This is a genomic window from Pseudomonas sp. HP_01 (genome assembly GCF_055284355.1).
Window position 1 is genome coordinate 16,467 of sequence record NZ_JBTOPV010000010.1, and the last position, 21,277, is coordinate 37,743.

General features: G+C 53.5%; 20 protein-coding genes, 1 other RNA gene and 1 pseudogene. 9 read left to right on the forward strand and 13 right to left on the reverse strand.

Annotated elements, in window-relative coordinates; genetic code table 11:
* The first annotated feature begins 46 nt into the window (after positions 1–46).
* On the forward strand, positions 47–1,456 hold the full coding sequence (gene potE / locus ACYAR8_RS07570) for a putrescine-ornithine antiporter (RefSeq protein WP_463579527.1): 1,410 nt from the start codon (positions 47–49) through the stop codon (positions 1,454–1,456).
* Positions 1,453–3,738, forward strand: coding sequence for an Orn/Lys/Arg family decarboxylase (locus tag ACYAR8_RS07575; protein ID WP_463579528.1), 2,286 nt, complete (start codon positions 1,453–1,455; stop codon positions 3,736–3,738). Before potE ends, ACYAR8_RS07575 begins: the two co-directional genes overlap by 4 nt.
* 42 nt (positions 3,739–3,780) lie before the next feature.
* On the opposite strand, the gene ACYAR8_RS07580 is transcribed toward ACYAR8_RS07575, so the two are convergent.
* The 4 genes from ACYAR8_RS07580 to ACYAR8_RS07595 form a co-directional block, all read right to left on the reverse strand.
* A complete protein-coding gene (locus ACYAR8_RS07580) occupies positions 3,781–4,053 on the reverse strand; it encodes a hypothetical protein (protein WP_074888396.1) in 273 nt (90 codons plus the stop codon).
* A 103-nt stretch (positions 4,054–4,156) separates the two neighbouring features.
* Positions 4,157–5,005 carry an HPP family protein gene (locus ACYAR8_RS07585; RefSeq protein WP_463579529.1) on the reverse strand — a complete coding sequence of 283 codons (849 nt, stop codon included), beginning with the start codon at positions 5,003–5,005 and terminating at the stop codon, positions 4,157–4,159.
* Between the two features lie 193 nt (positions 5,006–5,198).
* Entirely contained in the window at positions 5,199–5,480 is a 282-nt protein-coding gene (locus tag ACYAR8_RS07590) for a hypothetical protein (protein WP_074888404.1), read from the reverse strand.
* Positions 5,481–5,932: 452 nt separating this feature from the next.
* Positions 5,933–7,111 carry a sugar transporter gene (locus ACYAR8_RS07595; RefSeq protein WP_463579530.1) on the reverse strand — a complete coding sequence of 393 codons (1,179 nt, stop codon included), beginning with the start codon at positions 7,109–7,111 and terminating at the stop codon, positions 5,933–5,935.
* A gap of 394 nt (positions 7,112–7,505) precedes the next feature.
* On the opposite strand from ACYAR8_RS07595, the gene ACYAR8_RS07600 reads away from it, so the two are divergent.
* From ACYAR8_RS07600 to ACYAR8_RS07620, 5 genes are all read left to right on the forward strand, one after another.
* Positions 7,506–7,709 (forward strand): DUF6021 family protein, encoded by a 204-nt coding sequence (locus ACYAR8_RS07600; protein WP_463579531.1) that lies wholly within the window; start codon positions 7,506–7,508, stop codon positions 7,707–7,709.
* A gap of 880 nt (positions 7,710–8,589) precedes the next feature.
* On the forward strand, positions 8,590–9,753 hold the full coding sequence (locus tag ACYAR8_RS07605) for a PP2C family protein-serine/threonine phosphatase (RefSeq protein WP_463579532.1): 1,164 nt from the start codon (positions 8,590–8,592) through the stop codon (positions 9,751–9,753).
* A 55-nt stretch (positions 9,754–9,808) separates the two neighbouring features.
* On the forward strand, positions 9,809–10,834 hold the full coding sequence (locus ACYAR8_RS07610) for a protein kinase domain-containing protein (RefSeq protein WP_463579568.1): 1,026 nt from the start codon (positions 9,809–9,811) through the stop codon (positions 10,832–10,834).
* Positions 10,831–11,955, forward strand: coding sequence for a serine/threonine-protein kinase (locus tag ACYAR8_RS07615; protein WP_463579533.1), 1,125 nt, complete (start codon positions 10,831–10,833; stop codon positions 11,953–11,955). Before ACYAR8_RS07610 ends, ACYAR8_RS07615 begins: the two co-directional genes overlap by 4 nt.
* 350 nt (positions 11,956–12,305) lie before the next feature.
* Positions 12,306–13,181, forward strand: coding sequence for a hypothetical protein (locus ACYAR8_RS07620; RefSeq protein ID WP_463579534.1), 876 nt, complete (start codon positions 12,306–12,308; stop codon positions 13,179–13,181).
* A 79-nt stretch (positions 13,182–13,260) separates the two neighbouring features.
* Here ACYAR8_RS07620 and ACYAR8_RS07625 read toward each other — a convergent pair whose 3' ends face one another.
* From ACYAR8_RS07625 to ACYAR8_RS07640, 4 genes are all read right to left on the reverse strand, one after another.
* Positions 13,261–13,440, reverse strand: coding sequence for a hypothetical protein (locus ACYAR8_RS07625; RefSeq protein WP_463579535.1), 180 nt, complete (start codon positions 13,438–13,440; stop codon positions 13,261–13,263).
* Positions 13,441–13,542: 102 nt separating this feature from the next.
* Positions 13,543–14,040 (reverse strand): JAB domain-containing protein, encoded by a 498-nt coding sequence (locus ACYAR8_RS07630; RefSeq protein WP_463579536.1) that lies wholly within the window; start codon positions 14,038–14,040, stop codon positions 13,543–13,545.
* Positions 14,041–14,172: 132 nt separating this feature from the next.
* The gene (locus ACYAR8_RS07635; protein ID WP_463579537.1) at positions 14,173–15,141 is read right to left on the reverse strand and encodes a DUF932 domain-containing protein; all 969 of its coding nucleotides are present in this window, start codon (positions 15,139–15,141) and stop codon (positions 14,173–14,175) included.
* A gap of 153 nt (positions 15,142–15,294) precedes the next feature.
* Positions 15,295–15,630, reverse strand: a complete 336-nt coding sequence (locus tag ACYAR8_RS07640; RefSeq protein WP_463579538.1) for a hypothetical protein — start codon at positions 15,628–15,630, stop codon at positions 15,295–15,297.
* Between the two features lie 618 nt (positions 15,631–16,248).
* On the opposite strand from ACYAR8_RS07640, the gene ACYAR8_RS07645 reads away from it, so the two are divergent.
* On the forward strand, positions 16,249–16,473 hold the full coding sequence (locus ACYAR8_RS07645; protein ID WP_463579539.1) for a helix-turn-helix transcriptional regulator: 225 nt from the start codon (positions 16,249–16,251) through the stop codon (positions 16,471–16,473).
* Between the two features lie 244 nt (positions 16,474–16,717).
* Complete coding sequence (locus tag ACYAR8_RS07650; RefSeq protein WP_463579540.1) at positions 16,718–17,797, forward strand: YagK/YfjJ domain-containing protein; 1,080 nt, start codon at positions 16,718–16,720, stop codon at positions 17,795–17,797.
* Positions 17,798–17,831: 34 nt separating this feature from the next.
* On the opposite strand, the gene ACYAR8_RS07655 is transcribed toward ACYAR8_RS07650, so the two are convergent.
* The 5 genes and pseudogenes from ACYAR8_RS07655 to ACYAR8_RS07675 all read right to left on the reverse strand — a co-directional run bounded on the left by ACYAR8_RS07655 (position 17,832) and on the right by ACYAR8_RS07675 (position 21,254).
* Complete coding sequence (locus ACYAR8_RS07655; RefSeq protein ID WP_463579541.1) at positions 17,832–18,620, reverse strand: hypothetical protein; 789 nt, start codon at positions 18,618–18,620, stop codon at positions 17,832–17,834.
* Positions 18,621–18,688: 68 nt separating this feature from the next.
* A pseudogene (locus tag ACYAR8_RS07660) lies at positions 18,689–19,024 on the reverse strand (integrase); the annotation flags it as partial.
* A gap of 16 nt (positions 19,025–19,040) precedes the next feature.
* Positions 19,041–20,276 (reverse strand): integrase domain-containing protein, encoded by a 1,236-nt coding sequence (locus ACYAR8_RS07665; protein ID WP_463579542.1) that lies wholly within the window; start codon positions 20,274–20,276, stop codon positions 19,041–19,043.
* Between the two features lie 182 nt (positions 20,277–20,458).
* Positions 20,459–20,850: a transfer-messenger RNA gene (gene ssrA / locus ACYAR8_RS07670) on the reverse strand.
* Positions 20,851–20,963: 113 nt separating this feature from the next.
* Positions 20,964–21,254 (reverse strand): hypothetical protein, encoded by a 291-nt coding sequence (locus tag ACYAR8_RS07675; RefSeq protein WP_074888420.1) that lies wholly within the window; start codon positions 21,252–21,254, stop codon positions 20,964–20,966.
* Between the last annotated feature and the right edge of the window lie 23 nt (positions 21,255–21,277).

Sequence of the window (21,277 nt, forward strand, 5' to 3'; positions counted from 1 at the left end):
CTTGCTATAGCTAAACCCTCTCACCTTTTGCAAACAGGGCAACGGAATGTCAGTCGCTAAGAAAATGAGCGTCGGTCAGCTCACGATGTTGACTGCGGTCAACATGCTCGGGTCCGGCATTGTGTTATTGCCGACCAAACTCGCCGAGGTCGGCGGTATTTCCATCCTGTCCTGGCTGATCACGGCCACCGGCTCGCTGGCTCTGGCCTATGCCTTTGCGCGCTGCGGCATGCTCAGTCGCAAGACCGGCGGCATGGGCGGTTACGCAGAATATACCTTCGGTAAATCGGGCAACTACATCACCAACTACACCTACGGTTTATCGTTGCTGATTGCCAATGTGGCCATCAGTATCACCGCAGTTGGATATATTCAGACGCTGTTCGGTATCAAGTTAGGATCGCTGGAAGTCGGTCTGGCCACCATCGCCCTGTTGTGGATTACCACGTTCGCCAACTTCGGCGGCGCGAGTATTACCGGCAAGATTGGCGCGGTGACCGTATGGGGTGTTATTGCACCAGTCGTGCTGGTCTCGACCATTGGCTGGTTCTGGTTCGACAGCAGCACCTATGCGGCCGGATGGAATCCCCACGACAAATCCTGGTACGAAGCTGCAGGCGCTTCGGTGGCGATTACCTTGTGGGCGTTTCTCGGCCTGGAGTCGGCGTGCGCCAACGGTGATGCTGTGGAAAACCCAGAGAAGAACGTGCCCATCGCAGTGCTCGGCGGTACCCTCGGTGCAGCAGTGATCTACATCGTGTCGACCAATGTCATCGCCGGCATTGTCGGCAACGCGGAGCTTGTTTCTTCAACCGCACCCTTCGGGCTGGTGTTCGCCAAGATGTTCAACCCCATGATCGGCGACATCGTCATGGGGCTGATGGTGCTGGCTTGTGTCGGCTCATTGTTGGGCTGGCAGTTCACAGTGGCGCAGGTGTTCAAAAGCTCGGCGGACACCGGATACTTCCTGCCGATCTTCGCCAAGGCCAACAAGCACGGAGTGCCCATCATCAGCATGTTGATCCTGCTGGCGATCCAGACCGCACTGGCGCTGCTGACCATCAGCCCCGACCTGGCCAAACAGTTCGACACGCTGGTCAATCTCGCGGTGGTCACCAACCTGGTGCCGTACATCCTCTCGATGGCAACGCTGATGACCCTGCAAAAGGTTTCCAACGTGCCGCCGCACAAAGCCCTCATCACCAACATCGTCGCTGGCATCGCCGCCGCGTACAGCTATCTGGCGCTGTACAGCTCCGGCGCCGAAGCGTTGATGCTCGGCGGGGTGGCAACCATTTTCGGCTACACCCTGTTCGGCTTCGTCAACACTCGGCTGATCAAACTTGAAGGGCTGAACAACAGCGTGCCGACCCAGACCGTCGCGGCGCAGCACATCGTCGGCGAGCCGATCCCCGTCAATAACCTGCACCTCGCCACCCTGGAGACTCGACCATGAGCGACAACAGACATTTACTCGGCATGCTGGCGCTGCTGGTCAGCAGCCAGCCAGACAAGCGCAGCGTGTTCGGCCGGGCCCTGATCCAGTTGATCAGCGACGTGGAAGAACGCTCCATCAGCGTGCTGACCTCCGAAAGCCTGAGCGACGCAAAGTCGATCCTCAGCTCTGATCCTGCCATTCAGTGTGTGCTGCTGAGTTGGGAGATGGACGACAGCCAGGACCATCATGAATGCATCAACCTGCTCACCGCCTTGCGTGAGCGCAACACGCGAGTGCCGGTGTTTCTGATCAGCGATCGCAGTACGGCGTCGAGTGTGCCGTTGATTGTCATGCAGCACGCCGATGACTTCATCTGGCTGCCGGAAGACACCAGCCGCTTCCTTAGCGGACGCATCATGGCGGCCATCGAACGCTATCGTCAGGCGGTGTTGCCGCCGATGTTCGGCGCGCTGCTGAAGTTCGCCCGCAGCTACGAATATTCCTGGCACACCCCGGGCCATGCCGGCGGCACGGCATTTTTGAAAAGCACCGCAGGCCGCGCGTTCTACGAGTTCTTCGGCGAAAACCTGCTGCGTTCCGACCTGTCGATTTCCGTCGGCGAACTGGGCTCGTTGCTCGACCACAGCGGCCCGATCGGCCAGGGCGAGCGCTACGCCGCGAAGGTGTTCGGCGCCCATCGCACGTACTACGTGACCAATGGTTCGTCGATGTCCAACCGCGTGATCCTGATGGCCAGCGTCACCCGTGACCAGATCGCCCTGTGCGACCGCAACTGTCACAAGTCCGCCGAGCACGCGATGACGCTGTCCGGCGCGATCCCGACTTACCTGGTGCCCACGCGCAACCGCTTCGGCATCATCGGCCCGATCCTGCCGCAAACCCTGAGCGCCGAGAGCGTCAAAGCCGCCATCGCCAGCAATCCGCTGGTCAAAAGCCACATCGACCCGACGCCGGTGCATGCCATCGTCACCAACTCCACGTACGACGGCCTGACCTACAACGTCACCCGCGTCGAAGAGCTACTGGGGCAGAGCGTTGACCGGCTGCATTTTGACGAGGCCTGGTACGGCTATGCGCGGTTCAACCCGCTGTACAAAGACCGCTTCGCCATGCACGGCAGCCCGGATGATCACGATCCGTCCAAGCCCACCGTGTTCGCCACGCAGTCGACTCACAAGCTGCTCGCGGCGCTGTCCCAGGCCTCGATGATTCATGTCCGTAATGGCCGCAACCCGATTCCCCACGGGCGGTTCAACGAGTCCTACATGATGCACGCGTCGACCTCGCCCAATTACGCGATCATGGCGTCCTGCGATGTCAGCTCGGCGATGATGGAGGCGCCTAGTGGGCAAATTCTGACCAACGAATCCATCGAAGAAGCGGTGGCGTTCCGTCAGGTCATCTCGCGCATGCAGACCGACATGCTGAGCCGCGACGACTGGTTTTTCTCCTGCTGGCAGCCGCCTACGGTGCAGGTCGGGGCTACGGCGATTGCGTTTCACGAAGTCGATCCGGTGCGGCTCAAGACCGATCCAAACTGCTGGGTCTTGCACCCCAACGAGGTGTGGCACGGCTTCGGAGACATCGAAGACGGCTACTGCATGCTCGACCCGATCAAGGTGTCCATCCTCAGTCCGGGCATGGGCGACGACGGCAACCTGCTGGACTTCGGCATTCCGGCCTGCTTGCTCAGTGCCTACCTGGGGCATCAAGGCATCATCGTTGAGAAGACCACCGACTTCACCATCCTTTTCCTGTTCTCCATCGGCATCACCAAGGGCAAGTGGGGCACGCTGGTCAACGCATTGCTCGACTTCAAGCGCGACTACGACACCAACCTGGAACTGGAAATTTGCCTGCCCGAACTGCTGACCGCGAACCAGCAGCGCTATGCCGGCATGGGACTAAAGGATCTGGCGCAAGCTATCTTTGCCGCGATGAAAGAGACCAAGACCACGGCCGCCATGTCGAAGGCGTTCGGCACGTTGCCCAAGGCGGAGTTCAGCCCGGTGGAGGCGTATGAGAAGTTGGTCAAAAACGAGGTGGAGCAGGTCACTCTGGAAGAGGCCGCCGGGCGAATTGCCGCGACAGGGATCGTGCCTTACCCGCCGGGCATCCCGCTGCTGATGCCGGGGGAAAACGCAGGCCCTGCGGATGGGCCGGTGCTGTCCTATCTTCGGGCGCTGGAAAGCTTTGATCGATCATTCCCCGGCTTCACCCACGACACCCACGGGATTGAAAGCGAAGCAGGTGTATATCGACTGCTGGTGTTGAAATAGCTGCAGCGCTGAAAGAGGTGGGCCGTTTGGCGCACCTGCGGCTCAGTTGCTCTGGGCCTTCTGCAGTGCCTGCTGCGTCAGCGCCACACATTCACGTCCACCGTCATCGTTGTGCCGCGCCAGGGCCGCTTCGGCGCGGTGCACGGTGGTGTCGATATCGCTTTTCACTGCGTCGCTGAGGTTGGGATTGGCGACTTTCGCGTCACGAACCTTGCTCAGGTTCATCTGGCACTGATTGTTATCGTCGTTGGCATTTGCCGCGAAGGGCAGGGCACATGCAGTCAGGAGCAAGCCGGCAAGCAGGGCGTGTTTCATGTGGGTTTCCGCAGAAGTAGGGGTGTGGCTCGTTATCTGTACGAGCTTTCCGCATCAGACCTCAGATTCCGGATTTCCGCCAGTGGCCGCTTAACGCGATCTGTCACCTGACCAGTGTGATGATGCCGACCACCTTCTTGTCGCCATCCAGCACCGGCAAGTAATTGCTGTCATTCCTGGCCAGCATCTTCATCGCGTCCGCCATCGAATGCTCCAGGGACAGACTTTCCGTACTGCGTGAGAGAGTCCGAGCGGCGTCGATATCGAAACGGTTACGCCGCAGCGCGTGCTCTTCGGTCTTGTGCAGAATCTCCTCAAGGTCCTCCCGAGAAACATCGACGAACTCGCCCATCTCCTCCAGCGCCTTGTCGAGATCCTCGGTCTTGAAACCGTCGTTGTTGAGTGGCGGCTGTTCGGTCGCCGGCAACTCACTGGCCTGCGCCTTGGGGTAGCGCACCCTGGTCAGGTTGTTGTAGATCAGCGCGCCGACCAGCAGACACAGCGCGTTGAGCATCACCGGGCCAAGCACATACAGCCCCAAGGGCGACAGCTCGTTCTTCGACGTGACGATGCAGATCGCCACCGCTGCAGCGGGCGGATGCAGGCAGCGCAACACGCACATGAGCAGGATGGACGAGCAGACCGCCAGGCTGGCGGCGTTGATGGTGTTGCCGAACAGCCTGATGGACAAGAGCGCCACCAGCGCGGCGATCAGGTAACTGCCGAGGATCGACCAAGGCTGCGCGAGCGCCCCGGTCGACACCGCAAACAGCAGCACCGCCGACGCACCGACCGGGCCCAACAGGTGCAGCGTGATATCGATGCCATACAGCTCGCGGCAGAACACTGCACTGACGAAGATGCCCAGGCACGCACCGATTGCGGCCCGCCACCACTCGACAGGATGAGTGTTGGAAGATTGGGGGATAAAACTACGCAGGAGGTTTTTCACGATCAACACATTTCAAGAGAGGGGATAAAAGCGCGGAGATTTTCAATGCATTGGCCGGGCAAGGCAAACGTGAACAGCGCTGGTTCGATTCAAGAGGCTTGAGACATGGGACAGAGCCGCGCAAAAGAAAGCCACCTACGTCGCCAAGGTCGGGGTTACCTGGCTGCGTAGGTGGCGTAGTTCAAAGCTGCATTTACAAACTGCGCGACTGAGCTGACTGCCGAACTCGACGTGCAGGTCGTGCCTCTTCAACTTCCAGCAAGTGCATGGCCAATACGTCAGTCAAAAACCGGAACTGATCGTTGAAGCCCACCACCTCATTACTGAAGTGGTTTTCCGCCGAGGGCATCATGAAGGCGCCGAAGCGATTGTCCTCAACGAGACCGTGGCTGTTCTTGCGGGCGATGACATGTTGTGAGTAATAGTTCTTTCCAAATATCGGAAAGCTAACGTGCAAAGTGACGTCTCGGGTCATGTCGATTGCTCCGCATTCAACAGAAGTTGAAAGCGTGAAAGGTGCTGATAAGTGTCAGCTACTTGGCCTTAATTGGCCGGTGCCACAACACGACTGTCCTCTTCGTCCGCGGTCATGACGACCGACGCCAGATCGAAGAGTTTGAGGGCGACGACGTAGCTGGTTAGCGCTGCGAGCGTCAAGCAAGTAAGGAGATGAACGATCATTTTTCCTGCCCTCGGTTCGTGTTTGGGTGTGAGGGCGATGGTACGCCCATGAATGTTGAGCGGAAGGCATTCGCGGGAATGTTGGTTATCGATGGGAATGATGGAGCGGGAATCCTGTAGGAGCGTGCTTGCCCGCGAATGCGTCCAGTCAGGCGCATCAGAATTCCTGACCCAACGTGATTCGCGGGTAATTGCGCGCCTGCTGCAGGTCGTTCATTTGCCCGCCCGACTGCTGAGTTTTGTGGCCTACGCCCGAATCGTTTCGCCGTACCGATGCGTCGCCAGGCACGCCAGCAGCAAGCCACTGATCGCCACCATGCCGCCTACCAGACCGATGTTCGCCACGCCAAGCTGGCTGATCACCACGCTGCCCAGCAGCGCGCCGCCGCCGATGCCGATGTTGTAGATACCTGAATGCAGCGCCATGGCCACGTCCGTCGCATCCGGCGCCATCGCCAGCACCTTGGACTGCATCACCAGACCAAAGCACATGATCGCCATGCCCCAGACCACGCTCAGCGTACCCATCGACGAGGCATTGCCGGACAGCGGCAGCAACAGAATCAGACACGCCGCCAGCGCGCCGATCGCGGTGATCAGCAGGCCGCGCGGGTAACGGTTGTTGTAGCGGCTGAAGATCACCGATCCGACGATCCCGGCGCCGCCGAACAGCAAGAGGATAACGGTAGTCATGTCGCCATCCATCTTCGCCACGATCTGTGCGAACGGTTCGATGTAGCTGTAGGCCGTGAACTGAGCCGTGACAACCAGAGCCGTCAGCAGATAGAGCAACATCAGCGCCGGCCGCTTGAACAGCATCGGCAGGCTCTGCAACGAACCCGAGTTCTGGCTCGGCAGGAGCGGCAGCGATTTCATCAGCACCAGCACGGTAATACCCGAGGCAATGGCAATCGCCAGGAATGTTGCGCGCCACCCCAGCGCTTCGCCCAGCATGCGCCCCAGCGGAATGCCGAGCACCATCGCCAGCGCGGTGCCGGTTGCCAGGAGCCCGAGGGCTTGTACCTGCTTGCCCTCCGGCGCCACCCGCACGGCCAGCGACGCGGTCACCGACCAGAACACAGCGTGTGCCACCGCGATACCGACGCGACTGACCAACAACATGCCGAAGCTCGACGACACGCTCGACATCACGTGGGCGGCGATGAACGTCAGAAACACAAACAACAGCAATTTGCGCCGCTCGATGTTGCGGGTCAGCAGCATCATCGGCAGGGAGGTCAGCGACACGATCCACGCATAGACCGTCAGCATCAGGCCGACCTGGGCAGTGGTCATGTCGAAGCTATGACCGATAGCGCTCAACAAGCCCACCGGCACAAATTCCGTGGTGTTGAAAATGAAGGCCGCCAGAGCCAGCGCGATCACGCTCAGCCAACTTCCGGTGTGTGCGTTAGTGGTATTCATTAAAACGAATGCCCTCCTGAAGAATTCGGTTTGCCGCTTCCCCCACAAAAACGACGACAAGCAGGAAGACCGCTCGAGGCGTAGGCCTGGGCGGTGCATGCGGTCAGCTGAATATTATGAGTATGGGGAGATGCGACGAGATGTTGCGGATTCTACGCCGTTGTTAACGTTGTCACAACGCAGGTCCGGGGTCTCAGGGGCGTTCATTTGTCGCAGGTGTGCTGCGGCGCTTGCTTTCAGCAGCGGTCGCCAGCATGTGGGGCGCGATGAGGTCGGCGTTCAATATGAGATGTCGTGGACAAACCGCCCGTCTAATCCGGGGCACTTGGCGAGTTCATAGGATTCTCATGGTCATGGTGCGGATAACTCGCACGTAAACGAGGAGATCGGTTTCATGGCTAATGACACTTCGCTTACAGGAAACACCGCGCAGACGGATCCGGATAAGGACCTTGGCTTTAATGAGGAATCGCCCGATGTCTCCGATCCGCAGGTAGACCCGACCGAGCCCGCGCGTACCGAGAATGACCCGGTGACTGACGAGCCAACTACTCGTCGCGGCAATGACGAACCGTTGCCGGGTAAGGGCGGGGTCTGATCGACTCCCGCTGAACGCAAAAGCCCCGCTGAGTGAAGCGGGGCTTTTTTATGTCTGGATTTTGTTGAGCGAAGTGCTGCTGCGTGGGGGTGGCCCACGCGCAAAGGGTGTGTGCGCGCAACCAAATTCCACCCACAAAAAAAGACGTCCTTGGACGTCTTTAGATATAAAAGTGGTGGGCCGGGGTAATCTGAATTGATGTTGTAAGATTATGATTTCATTGGTTTTTTTATGTCTGCATTTTCTGCTTGGAATACTCTTTGGAATACCGAGTCCATTTAGAATGCTCTGAGGCGTGATCGGCCAAGCCGATGAGATTCCTTCTGATCCGGACGACTCTATCAAATGCCTTCAACGTTGGGATCGGCCCACAATCCCTTCAGCTCAAGCCATTCGTCTTAGGTTAGCCCCCCATTTTCAATGCGCGACACCAAAAGGCCTGTGCTCAAGGCGGACATTATCAACAGTGGAAGCTTAAAGGCGCTGGTTGGAGGAAAACCAGCAGTAGATCTCTAGCGTGTTGCTAGGCTAGGGGAATTTGCTAAGCTACGAGCAATCGGCATTTCCATCAGGCGAAGCATTCGCCGCCGTGATATGCGACCGGGCCGTGTGCGGAGCAAGCTACTCTGCCGAAACGGGATTTTCTGGTTGACTCGGGTAAAGGTCAGACTAGGCGTACAGCCTCAAAAGGACGTGAGCTTGAACGTAAGACATTGGCAGCGTGCATTGCTAGCGCTACAGGTGAGATCTGTTCGCCTTAACAGTGTCGACGGCTATCCTGCGCATCGAATCCGCGCTTTCCGTTCTCAGGTCTGTAGTCCGCGCCTCGCGTCACCATGCGCCACCCCACATGCCCTCAAGAGCCCAAGTCAGTGAGCACATGAATTCTTTTTCTGCAGAGTTTAAAAAGACCATCACTTCCCAGATCGGTCGTGATTTGTATTTGGAAATAGAACGCGCGTCCTGGAATGCAATGCCCCCGGTGGCCATAGCTGACCTATCCGTCGCCATCGGCACCAGTGTAGGGTTGGTCCGTTCGAGAAATGAGGACCGGGTTGCTGTAGCCCAAATCTCAGCAGCAGATGGCGAGGCCTACTTTGTCGTGCTCGTGTGCGATGGCGTGGGCGGTACAGACATGGGGGATGTCGCCGCATCAATCGCATTAACTGCCTTTTTAGAAGAGCTGGCGCACAACCGCTCCAGCCTTCCCCTTTCAATCCTGCTTCCTCGACTAGTTAGACGTGTTGATGATCGTGTCCGTGAAAGTCTTCGCGGAAAGGGTGCTACCACGCTCAGCGTATTGATAGCGAGAGGCTACGGAGAAATGGCGGCGACGAATATCGGCGACAGTCGGATCTACGCTTGGTCCCCACTCAAAGATAGGCTAGTCCAAATCAGCAGAGATGACACAATGGAGAACGAGCTTTCCGAGCTTGCCATTAAAGATCCCTCTGCTCTTCGCTTCCGGGGATTTGGCGGGAGTTTGTCGCAGGCAATCGGAGAAGAAAGCAGGACCGCCGATGATCTTAGAATAACTCTATTAGATCCCGACCACCTAAATGACGGTGTCGTTGTAGCTACGGACGGTACATGGAAGGGTGCCGAAGAAGGATTTAATGCCCTGCTAAAAAAAGCACCCTCTGCAACCGCTGCCGTCAGCAGAGTAATTTCACTGTCAAACTGGACGGGTGGGATAGATAATGCGTCCATTGTTGTAATTGAAAGAATTAAGGATGCTATTTCAAATATACCCAAGGCTGAATCAGGCTTGCTGAAAATTCAAGCGTGGATCGGAAATACTAAAGTGATACTTTCTGCCTCGGCATCAGCTTCGCGCCTGCCTGATTCAGAGCGGCCAATTATGAAGTCGGATATTCGAAAGGCGTTGCGGAAGAAGTATGCCCGCTCGGGAGTAGAAGAACACAAGCCAGAACAGCTTGACTTTAGAATCGTTGAAGAACCTGCGTTAGAAAGAAAAAAAGTAGCGCGTGCGAAGATTGAAATTTCGGTCGATCCCGAGCCAAGTACAGACCCTAAAGATTGAATGGAATCAGATGATAAATTTACCCAGTAGATACTCGACAGTTACAAATACGTTGATGAGTGGTGGGTTTGGTAGCGTTCAGCCTGTCCGAGATAATTTTTTGGGGAGGGATGTTCTATTTAAGTTTATGCAGTCTGGGCACGATGATGCGCAGCTTCGTAATGAGATTCAGATGTTGGCCAAAGCCCGGTCTAAACATATAGTCGAAATCTATGATGTTATCAAAGACGAGGGCGGAGCAGTTCAAGGGATCATAATTGAGCATCTCAAAGGTCGATCTTTCGAGAAGTTCCATTTAGAAGCCTCGGGTGATCCTACAGGCTATTTGAAGGTGGTTTATCAAATCGCGCAAGCCTTGGCTGCATTGCATGCTGCTGATATTATCCACAGGGATCTGAAGCTTGATAATATAAAAACGTCCTCCGCTGGCATAGTTAAGCTCTTTGATTTTGGTATTTCTGTTGAAGGCATGGATTACCATACGGTGCTTAATCGTGGTACTTTCGTGTACGCGGCTCCCGAGCTATTCGTAACTGGTGCGTGCATCACAAAAGAAATGGATATTTATGCGCTAGGTGTCTGTGCTTGGGCTCTTGCCAGTGCGAGTACACCTAGCGTGTTATTCGAAAGGCCCCCTCAGACCTCTGCCGGCGTGCCTTCAATAGACACGGTTATGAGTGGGAAGTTAGCGAAAGAAGTCGTAGATCTCATTGATTCTTGTTTGTCGACTAATCCTGCTTCGCGTCCTACCGCAAAGAGGTTTTGCGATATCATTCAGAATCATCTCGTGCGGGATGAACACAGGGGGACGTTTGTTTACAATAGTAACCTCTATCAGCTGTCGAAAGATAATAGGCGGGTGGGGTTAAAGTTCAAAGGTCTAGGTGGGATAGTTGCGGTCTATGATGGCGTGCGCTTCGAAATAACCAGCGTCGAGGGTGATGTCTACATCAATAATCGCGTTGCGGTTCCCGGTGCTATTTTGCATCATGCGTGCGTGTTAACTTTTGGCCGCGCTGAACTCAGAAATAACCGTTACTGGGTTACCTTTTCCTCCTCTCACCCCGAGGTGATACTGTGAGTCAACTTCGTCTAAGTCCAGGGCAGGTACTTGTTGATCGATATGAGATCATAAGGTTTCACGCTGCGGGTGGTATGCAAGAGGTTTATTATGCCTACGATCGTACGCTTGATAGGCATATAGCCGTAAAAACTCCTAAGGCGGGGGTTAAAGATAGACGATTTCGACGTGGAGCGGAGATGGGCGCGCGCGTCAATCATCCAAATATCGCCGCAACACTTGATTACTTTGAAGATGATACCTTTACTTTCATGGTCGAGGAGTTTATCTCAGGTCGAGATTTAGGGGATCGCTTAGCTAATGACTTCCTCTTTTTAGATCCGTATCTTGCTGCGCATGTCTCTCATCATATTGCGAAGGCTTTGCATGAAGCCCACAAGGTAGGAATATGTCACAGGGATCTCAAGCCTAGCAATATCATGACTTCCATTGATGCATCAATGGAGTCTATTAAGCTTACGGATTTCGGAATCGCAAAACTCGCTGAAGCTGAAATTGCTGCAGAGATGGAGCTTTTTGCGGAGGACGAATCTACGCTCCTGTCCTCCAATACCTTGCTGGGTGCTGTTCCTTACATGGCTCCTGAATGCTGGGACGATTGGAAGAAAGCCGGCATGCCTATGGATGTCTGGGCTCTAGGATGCGTGATATACCACTTATTGGCTGGTGTGCCTCCGTTTGGTACTGGGCGTATGGCTATTAAGAACGTCACCCTATACCAAGTTGGAAAGTACTCAATCGCTCAACCTACTTGGTTTGGCAAACATCCTGACACCGGCGAGCTGGAGCGTAATGTTTGGGATCTGTTGATTAGTTGCCTAGCGATGGAGCCTGATGATAGGCCTACCGCAGAAGATGTGATCAAGAGCTTTAACTCCTTTACGTATGCGACGGGTGCTCGCAGGGTTGGGCGAATTACTCGATACCCTATCAACTATCAAGGAGGTGGCACAGCCACGGCCGGGTTCATTGCTGAGGAGGATGGGGTGTCTGAGGATAAGTTTTTCCATGTGTCTAATTTTTACGGCAGTGTTTCACCAACTGTGGGTCAAAAGGTTTGTTTTTCCTCTTACCCAGGTGTGCCTTCGCCACGGTCGTCGCCTATTCTTCTCCTTCGGTGACGCTTATTTGTCTGGAAAATTAGATCAATTTTTAAGATTAAAATAGGTCGCGTTGTTTAGTCGGCTGGTATGTCGCTGTTCATTACGGCCTTAGAACTTCCAGCATTTTTGATTCGGGGGTGGGGTCAATAGCTCGTTTGATCGTAGCGCTTTGGTGTCGGTGCCCATTAGGTGGGCACCGTTTTTAGCCTCATGCATCTTTTCATTACATACCAACCAATGCGTCACCACAGTGACAACAATCACCCTTTTCATCGTGTGAGCTACCACTTCGAAGCTGTGACCCGGTGTACGCCATTCGCTGTCGTGTGCTTGGTTCCAACGGTGGCTAAGACACGCTCCTGGACGGCATGTTCATCTACGAGCAGGCCGAGGTGGAGGCATTCGACAATGCCATTGTCGATCTAAACGTTACCCACCAGAAACCCTACTCACTTACCCAATCGGCCACCGACCGATTCAATGGCAAACTAAAGACGCTGAACGACGCCATCGATCAGTGGGAAAAGGCTTGGGAGATAGCTCAGAGCAGCGGTTACAACAAGGGCATGGAGTACGCCGACGTGCAGCGTGCCGAGTACTGTAAGGCGCGTGACGAGTTGATGGTTTTCAGCGAGAGTCTGTCCAAGTTTGTACGAACCTATGAGTACATTGCGCAATTGGTAGAGTTCGGTGATTCTGCGTTGGAAGCCTTTGCCTGCTATGCACGGCTGCTGCGCAGGTGCCTGAAAGGGATCAGCGCCGAGCAGGTAGACTTTGGGGATCTCAAACTCACCCATTACAAGATTAAGAAAGGTGATGATCTGGTCGGTGTTGGCGTGCTGGCCGAGGTTCCTGGTTTGTATGGCATGATCGACAACGGTCTGCGCGCAGCGCGCGACCGCGAGAGAAAATATCTCACGGAGCTTATTGAAAAGCTCAACAACGCCTTCGGTAAGGACATCACTGAAACCGAGCAGGTGGCCTTTGCCGTTCATGTATCAGAAAGGCTACGTAGCGATAGCGTTGTCATGGCCCAAGTTCAGAACAACACAATGGATCAAGCTATGAGGGCCGACCTGCCGATGAAGGCCGTTCAAGCGATTGCCGGTGCCATGAGCAGCCACGCCAGCATGGCGACTAAGCTGCTGAGCGATGAGGCGACGCGGGATGTGTTCCTGACGGTGGTATATGAGTTATTGAAGAAGGATGCGGGGGCAGACCTGCTGAGTTCGGCTAGGGCTTAAATTTTTAGCAATCCGGACCAAAAAAATAGCATAGTTGTTAGGCAGACAGGGGGTGCTTCAACCCCCTGTCTGCCGTATGTTATTTATCAATTTTGGGCAGGCGTTTGAGCATCCAGTGAAAGATTAGGAAGGCAATGCCTACTGCGATCAACATTGGCGGAAACCGCAGCATCAGTATCATACCCAGTACTACCAGTGAAACACTTGCCAATACACCGATGAAGGTGAGAGGTGTGATCAGGAAACGTACAAGCGCCATGGAAATCTCGTCGACTTATCGCGATATTGGTTCATATCCGGGACGTAGCTGCCTCGCCCAGCCTGATCTGCTTGCCTAGTGCATATCAAGGGGAAAGCGCTCCTACAGTTGTCGCTGTTCTGCCAGCGAGACACAGCCCTCATAACCCACGACGACATGGTCCAATATGTGGGTGCCAATCATGTTGAGTGCATTTTTGAGGACTGCGGTCAGTGCTCGATCTGCTTGACCGGGCTCCGGGCCACCGGAAGGATGGTTATGCACCAGAACCACGGCCGCAGCGTTATGCTCCAAGGCGATCTTGACCACCTCTCTAGGGGACACGCAGACAACCTCCAATGCGCCCCTGAATAGTTCCTTAAAGCCAATAACCCGGTGCTCGGTATCGAGCAGTAACAAAGCAAGGACCTCGTAATCATGGAATTGCAGCAGCGTTTGTAGGTGGCTGATGACGAGTCTACGCTCAGTCAACGCCCGTCCTTTAGACAGACGATACATCGCGAGTTGTTGAGCCATCTGCAGGATGTCGGACTCGGTTACTGGTGATTCCATGACATAGGTGTCGGGCGTTTTACCTGGGCTGAGCTTGGGATATTTCATGCTGATATTCCTATCCGAACGCGTGGATGCACTGGCGGGCGGGTGCGCAGTACTAGAGTGTGGGTGTTGGCATTAAATGATTACGAACGCCCCTTCAGGCGAGAGCGCTCGGCAGTGCTGTGGCTCGATGGTTCACGCAACGAGTTGGAAGGCTGCATTAAGAGCCTTCTGTTTGATTACTGCGCCTTGTCCAAACCATGCGGAATCCATTCGATACTCAGAGCTCCGGGCGCGTCTTTCATGATCGACGTATTGAGTCACGGCGTTCAGCAAGCCCCATGCTGTTCCGCGAGCAGACTCCAGATCAGCTCCCTGGCCTTTACCTTCGTAAAGGTTTTGCACCTTCTCCATAGCTCGCTTGTTGGGCAGTACATTTGGAATGGGGTCATGGGCTCCGGTGTCGCATAGCACGTCCATAAAAAAGCCAAGGGCCTCTTTTGTCTGAACCTTGCGTTCGACGAGGACGCGCATCCGGTACATGAATTCGTCCCATTGCGAGACGGCGATGCCCAGTTGCTTTTTTACAGTTCGCGGATCAAAGCGTGTGCTGTGCGAAACCTTAATGGCTTGACTGGCGTTGTTTAGGGAAATGCCCAAAGTATTATTGCAGACAACGCGAACGGTGGTGGGGGTGGCGGTGGTCGCCAGTGTGCCATCGCAGGAAGTTGCCAGCAGCAGATAACCGTTGACCCGATCATTGTCCTTCAGCATTGTTGCCTGACCGGTTCTTGCGAGTGCCCAGAACTTGCGACCGCCTTTGAGCACGCCAGCAGTTTCCAATTCGTAACCCGAGAACTCCGTCAGGTCTCGGTAGAACTCTAGAACTTCACGAGGTTGCACTACCTGATAGCGATGCGAGACCACCGACAACGGTGCTTTGGTGTCGGAGCGATACAGCACCTTTTGTTCCGGGAACGAGTGAATGCTGCCTATATGGCCAGCGGTATCGGCTTTGAAATGAACCGGGCTGTCCTGAATCTGCCAGTTCATGCCGGCTTCACGCTGCCAGACTTCCAGCGGCTGTTTCTCTGTAAGGCGACTGCCCAGGCCATGCCAGGGCGTAGCGCCAACGTAAGCCATTTGTTCGATGAGATGTGCCATGGGAACTTCCTTTTCATAGGGGCACGGCGAGGCCGCTGAGCATTCAGCAGGAAACCTTCGGCATGCGGAGTCGTGATCGAGGAGAGCGGAGCGATGAATCAGATGGTGAGTAGCGCTTGCTTCAAGCGGGAGGAGAGCAGTTCAAACTTCAGGTCAAATAGACTGACGACAGCTAAACGAAAGTCCGCAGTCTAGGCAGAGGAAATTGTCCAGAACTCGTTCATCTACTATCTCGCCGAGTTTGGCGCCAGCGATACAGCCTGTTGCCGCGCCTGCTAGTCCGCCGAGGATGGCTCCGGCAATCCCGCCAACGGCGACCCCAGGAGGGCCGGCGATGACGCCGATAACAGCACCAACCTCGGCCCCGGCCATTGCCCCGGTGACCCCTTGGGCGGCACCACCGACGGTGCCGATGAGGGCACCGATTTTCTTGCCAATATCTTTGGTCATTACAGAAGCTGATTGGCAGCTGGGACACTGAATGGTCATGAGCGCTTTCCTTTTATAGAGAGATGAAGTCATTGCACGCTTACAGAGCCCATCAAGCAGGTCGTATGGCCGATCTGCTTGGATGTGAATTGCCGAGTCGGGAGAGGTAATTGGTGCGCAGAGATTCAGGTTCGTAATGTATGACCGAGATTTTGTTGACTGCGATTTTTTATGTATCGCAGACAGCTGCTTCCTGCTATTCCCGCTACGAATTGCAAAAATAGCAGGGGCGTGAGGCAGCGGGATGAGCATTTAAAAAGTTGAATGAAACCGGCTATCGTGCCCCGCCCTTTACTGAGGGTAACAGGCATGATTGTTGCGGAGTTTGATTGGGTTGGACATGTTTGGATGTGAAAATATGAGTTCGGATCGTTTGGTAGGGCGGTGCGCTTTTGAACTGCGCGTGAATTTTCGATCAAAGAACTAAGTTTTATTTTTGCGAACTAACTTCTGTTGTTATGCACGCGCTGCGCGATTAGTCAGGTCGGCCTTCGCTGTCAAGGGGGGCAGCAGCAGTGGCTGTCAACGGCGGGGATTTTTTGCGAGCGATCATGAGGTGAATGACGTGTTCAGCGTTATGCCATAGCCTGTTCTCCAAGCCATACGAGGAGGCCCCTGATGAATACCGAACCTAAAAAGGCAATGCAGATACTGCGAATGGCAGAGGTCACAAGGCGAGTAGGTCTTTCAAAGTCGACTATTTATGATCGAATCAACCCGAAATCCACCCGCTATGATAATACCTTCCCTAAACCAATTAAGATTGGCTTGTCAGCTATTGGTTGGCTAGATCATGATATAAACGGCTGGATAGAGTCCAGGGTAACGCTCGGTCGAGAGTGAGGGTGTTATTGAAATTCGACACTAACTTTTTTCAGGTTTTGTTCTGAGTTTCTATATTTTCGAACTTGATAATCCTCTCTAGAGGTGAGGGTGGTGAGATATCGCCGTAAGTGTTGCGTGTGTGAGTATTGGTTTATATGTTATATCAATAATTATATCTAATATTGAATGTATGTAATCGCTCGTTTGTATTGAGTGACTTTACTGGTGCGAGCTTGGCGTTTGTAGTGGTCGAGGATGAAATATGAATGATGATTCAGCATGTGCTACTGTGTTGCAAGGTCGTGAAGTTGAGTTGGCGTGGAATCATGAGACGCTTAATGATGAGTGGGTTATTCATTCTTCCAATATGTTCGGAGCCGTGGCTGCAATAATTCGGGCGACGAGTTTGATACTGGAGACCAAGGGTGAGGTTCTAGCAAAAATTCAATATGCTGCATCAGATACTGGGTTTCACATTGTATCCTCTAAGCGTGCTGAGATCGTTATAGAAGCGATGCGCGTCAGTGCATACGAAAGTGGCTATGAAGAAATGAAAAATGTCGTAAAACTAAGCCCATATGTGCATGCTTTCTTCGAATTGCGAAGTGAGTTTAAGTATAACTTTAAAGCGTATTCTAAGGAGGGTGCGGACGACAATGTTAAAAATGTTAATGCATACGTTCGCGGTCTTTATGCTCATCTTAACTCCGGTGAGTTCAAGAAGGCAGAGCGAAATCATCGGCGAGCTTCTGATAAAAATTTTCGGAGTACTTCTAAATACATTGACGATATTCTGAAGTGCTTCTCCCGATTGCTGGTCGTTCGTGTTGATCTAGGCTACTCAGGCGAGGAAAGCGATTTAATTTCGCGCGAGGGCTATGAGGTGCATTCGTATCACCCTGAGATATGCGAGCATCGAAAGTCTTTGTTCAAGGCGCTGTCAAAAAAAGATTCTCCTATATCCATGGTCGGATATGCCTGTAAGCTTGAGTACGGTATCAGGAAGGGATTTCATTTCCATGTGATGTTATTCCTAGATGGCTCAAAGCACCGTGAGCATTTAACAATGGGTATGCGTGTAGGTGAGTTATGGCAGCAGGTCACCTGTGGGAAAGGGCACTATTGGAACTGCGTGCCTCGGCCATGGCATAACGTAGATGGCACCGGCCGACTCGATTATTATGATCTTGAGAAATTACAAGCGGTCAAGGAGGCTGCTTCATACCTGACGAAAATTGATCGATGGGTACGTGCTTATTTGCCCGGAGACAAGCGCTCGTTCTATAAAGGTGTAGTAAAAACTGTACAAGCTCAGAAAGGGGGTAGGCCAAGGGCCAAATGATTTTTATACCGGGCGATTGCTTTTAATATATACTTCAATCATTGCGCTGTTTATTTTGCTCGAAGGCTAGGTTCACTAAGTCATGCTTTCTCATCCAAGCTATCAAGCGCTTTTTAAGCATAGCTTTGTCTTGAGTGCTTGGGTGTCTAATTTTTTCTTTGTCTAGATACTCTTTGAGTTTTTCCATAATGCTCGTAGCTGCTTCATTTTCGTCTTTCCAGCCTTCTTCAGGTCGTAGTTCATCAAGAAGTTCGCAAGTTTTAATGCGCGCAGCGCTATATTTTAAGCTTTGCAGTCTTCTGGTACGTTTTATTGACTTTTGGCGGTCAACTGTATTGTCTTTTGCGAATCTATCTTGGCCTGCATAAGCATGCTCTAGGCTGAAAAGCAATGTTGGAATTGCTAATGGCGGAAGGCCTGAAAACTTTTTAGCGTCCTTGTGCTCGGCAAAAGCTTTGATGAGATGATTTATTACCGTAAGTTCCTCTCGGCTTAGATAGGATAAGAAATTGGTTGATTTGCGCACTGCGGTAGCGATGAGCTTGTCGTCGCTATCTACGATTTTAGATATGTCTGAAAGCAGCTTTTCCCTGGTATCGGGGGCAAATCGCTGAGTGAAAACTAACATGCGGTGGGTAATTATTTCAAACGTCTGCTTTAAAGCTTCTTCAATGCTAAGTTTCTCAAGTACAGTCAAAATCCTTGCTGCGTTTCCGATGAACCAGTCCTTTCCTGAGAATAGATCTTTTTCGCAAGCCTGTCTCAATTCGGACGGTTTGCGCCGTTTAATACCTTCAATCTGCGCATCTGTAATCGAAATCATACTTCCTCGGAACGTACCAACGCAGAAGTTAATCATAGAAAATTAGCCCGATCTGTCTTGAACGCACGTCACTTGTCGAGGAAGTCGGAGCGAGAGTACGACCCCTCAGTTTGGTCACGTTCATCATGCGCCATCGCCGTTTCGCAAACCTCACGTGGGTAGTGAGTGCATTCGCCCACCCGGACCCGGAACGAAGAGCGGAAGCCGTGTCGCGTGGTATGTTCATGTCCCATGCCATGCAGGCGCGGCGTATGGTGTTTGCGTGTATCACTCCGGTCTTGCCCTGCCCTTGAAACAAATAGGGCTTTTCCTTTTGCTTGCGGAATGCTCTGCACGAGGTTTACGACGTCTTCCGAAATTGGGAGTAGGAAAGCCACTCGCATCTTAATGCGCTCATCCGGGATGAGACAAAAGATAGCTTCAGTTCAGGCGATCAATGATTGCGGAAATCGACAGATTTCCGGTAGCCGCTTCCTTGATATGCTCGCTCCACCATTTCATCATGGGCCGTCTTCGCTCTATGTAATCTGCCCGATTATACGCGCTACGAACCTCGTCCTTATCCACGTGAGCAAGCGCAACCTCAATCAGCTCAGGATCCCAGCCGTGCTCGTTGAGGATGGTGCTGGCCATTGAGCGCATTCCATGACTAACCAAGCGGCCTCCAAAACCCATACGCTTGAGAGCCATATTGGCGGTTTGGCTGTTGCAATGAGTACGGGGATTCCGGTCTGCAGGGAAAACATGCTCGCGGTGTCCGCTAAGCGGCTTTATAGCCTCCAGGAGCTCCAGAGTCTGTTCCGTGAGCGGGATGATGTGAGTCCGGCGCTTTTTCATTCGCTCCGCAGGTATCGTCCAGATTTTCTTGCTAATGTCGATGTCTGCCCACCGTGCGGTAGCTGCTTCTGCGGGTCGAGTCATTGTGTGAAGCTGCCACTCGATCAAGCACCGCGTAGTCCTTTTTATACTGGCATTCGCCACCGTCACCATCAGTTCTTTCAACTCGTCTGGAGCGAGTGCTGCCATGTTTTTCTTTTTTGGTTTCTTGAAAACCGAGCGAATCCCGCTGAGTGGATTTGAGTGAATCAAGCCGGAATTCACGCCGTAGGTCATGATCTCGTTAAGACGCTGGCTCAGTCGCTTCACTGTCTCAAGGCTGCCTTTGGTCTCTAGCGGCCTAAGCAAATTTATGACCGCTGGAGCCGTGATTGCTGAGATCGGGGTAGCCCCCAAATCGGGAAAGACATGCAGCGTCAAAGAGCGCCAGATGTCTTCAGCATAGGCAGTAGTTACAGAGTCTTTCTTGAGCTCGAACCATGCGCTGGCCACATTTTTGAAGGTGTGTTCCGTAGTCGCTCTTAACGTTTGCCGATCAGCGTCACGCTTCTCTTTCGGATCGAACCCTTGCGCCACCAGCTCCCTTGCCTCTACGGTCCGTTTCCGGGCTTGAGCCAAGCCCACCTCCGGGAAGGTACCAAGGCCCATATTGATCCGCTTTTTTGTTGCTGGGTGAATGTAGTTAAAATTCCACAGCTTTGAGCCATTGGCTCTCACTCTCATCTGAAGGCCGTCGCCATCAGTGAGGATGTAGTCTTTTTCCTTTGGTTTCGCGGCTTTGACTTTGACGTCTGAAAGCCGCGTGGCTTGAGCACCCATGGTGATCTCCGATACTGCGTGTATTCCAAAAAATACCAGTCGTGGGTTTGGAATACCACGTGGAATACACGATTTGTAGGATGAGCTCAGATGCCCTCGGACCCCATTGGACCTAAAAGCCCCGCATTTGCTGGATTTCAGGCACAAAAAAAGACGCCCTAGGACGTCTTTAAATGTGAATTTGGTGGAGCCGGGGGGATTTGAACCCCCGTCCGCCAGTACTCCGCTTTCGGGCCTACATGCTTAGCCGTGTCTATTAAGTTAACCCTCAGCGACCCGACGGGCAGGGTGCTTTGGGCGAGCTGTGTAAGTTTTAGCCGATTCGTCCACAGCGTACTGCACGGCGATCCTGTTCTATATGACAATCACTTTGGGTTTACAGGCATCCCCTGGTGATTGCTGGAGCCGAGGCTACCAGAAGGAAGGCTAGCACCGCTTACGCGGCGAGAGCTTGTTCCCCGTAGGTTTCGTCATTGGCAACTATAGAAAGTTGCAACAGTGGATTTACGACTTCTGTTACCAAGTCGGCATGCCCCTAGAGTTTCATCACCGGCGTCGAATCCTAATCGGCCCCAATTCTGCTGCTCTAGCAGTCAGGCGGCGGAGTCTACCCGAATCAATGAGATACGTCGACCGTCCACCTGACATTCCTATCGCGACGGGCCTGGGCCCGTCGCGATTCGGCAATTACTTCGCGGCGCCGCCGTCGCTACCGTCACCGCCGGTTTTCAGCTCGGTGATTTTCTTGGTAGTGATGGAGATGCACTCTTTGTCATCGCCACGTTTCTGCGCGGCGGTGGCATCAGCTACGGTTTTCTCGATGTCAGTCTTGCTGTCGCCGGTCAGGTTGGTAGTGGTCGATGCTTCAGCATTTTTCAGTGCCGCGATGTTCGCGCCGCACAGGTCATCAGCAGCGAAAACCGGGGAGCCCAACAGTGCAGCGGTAAGAAACAGTCCAGTCAGTGCGGTGCGCTTCATGTGTATCTCCTTGAGCCTGTTGA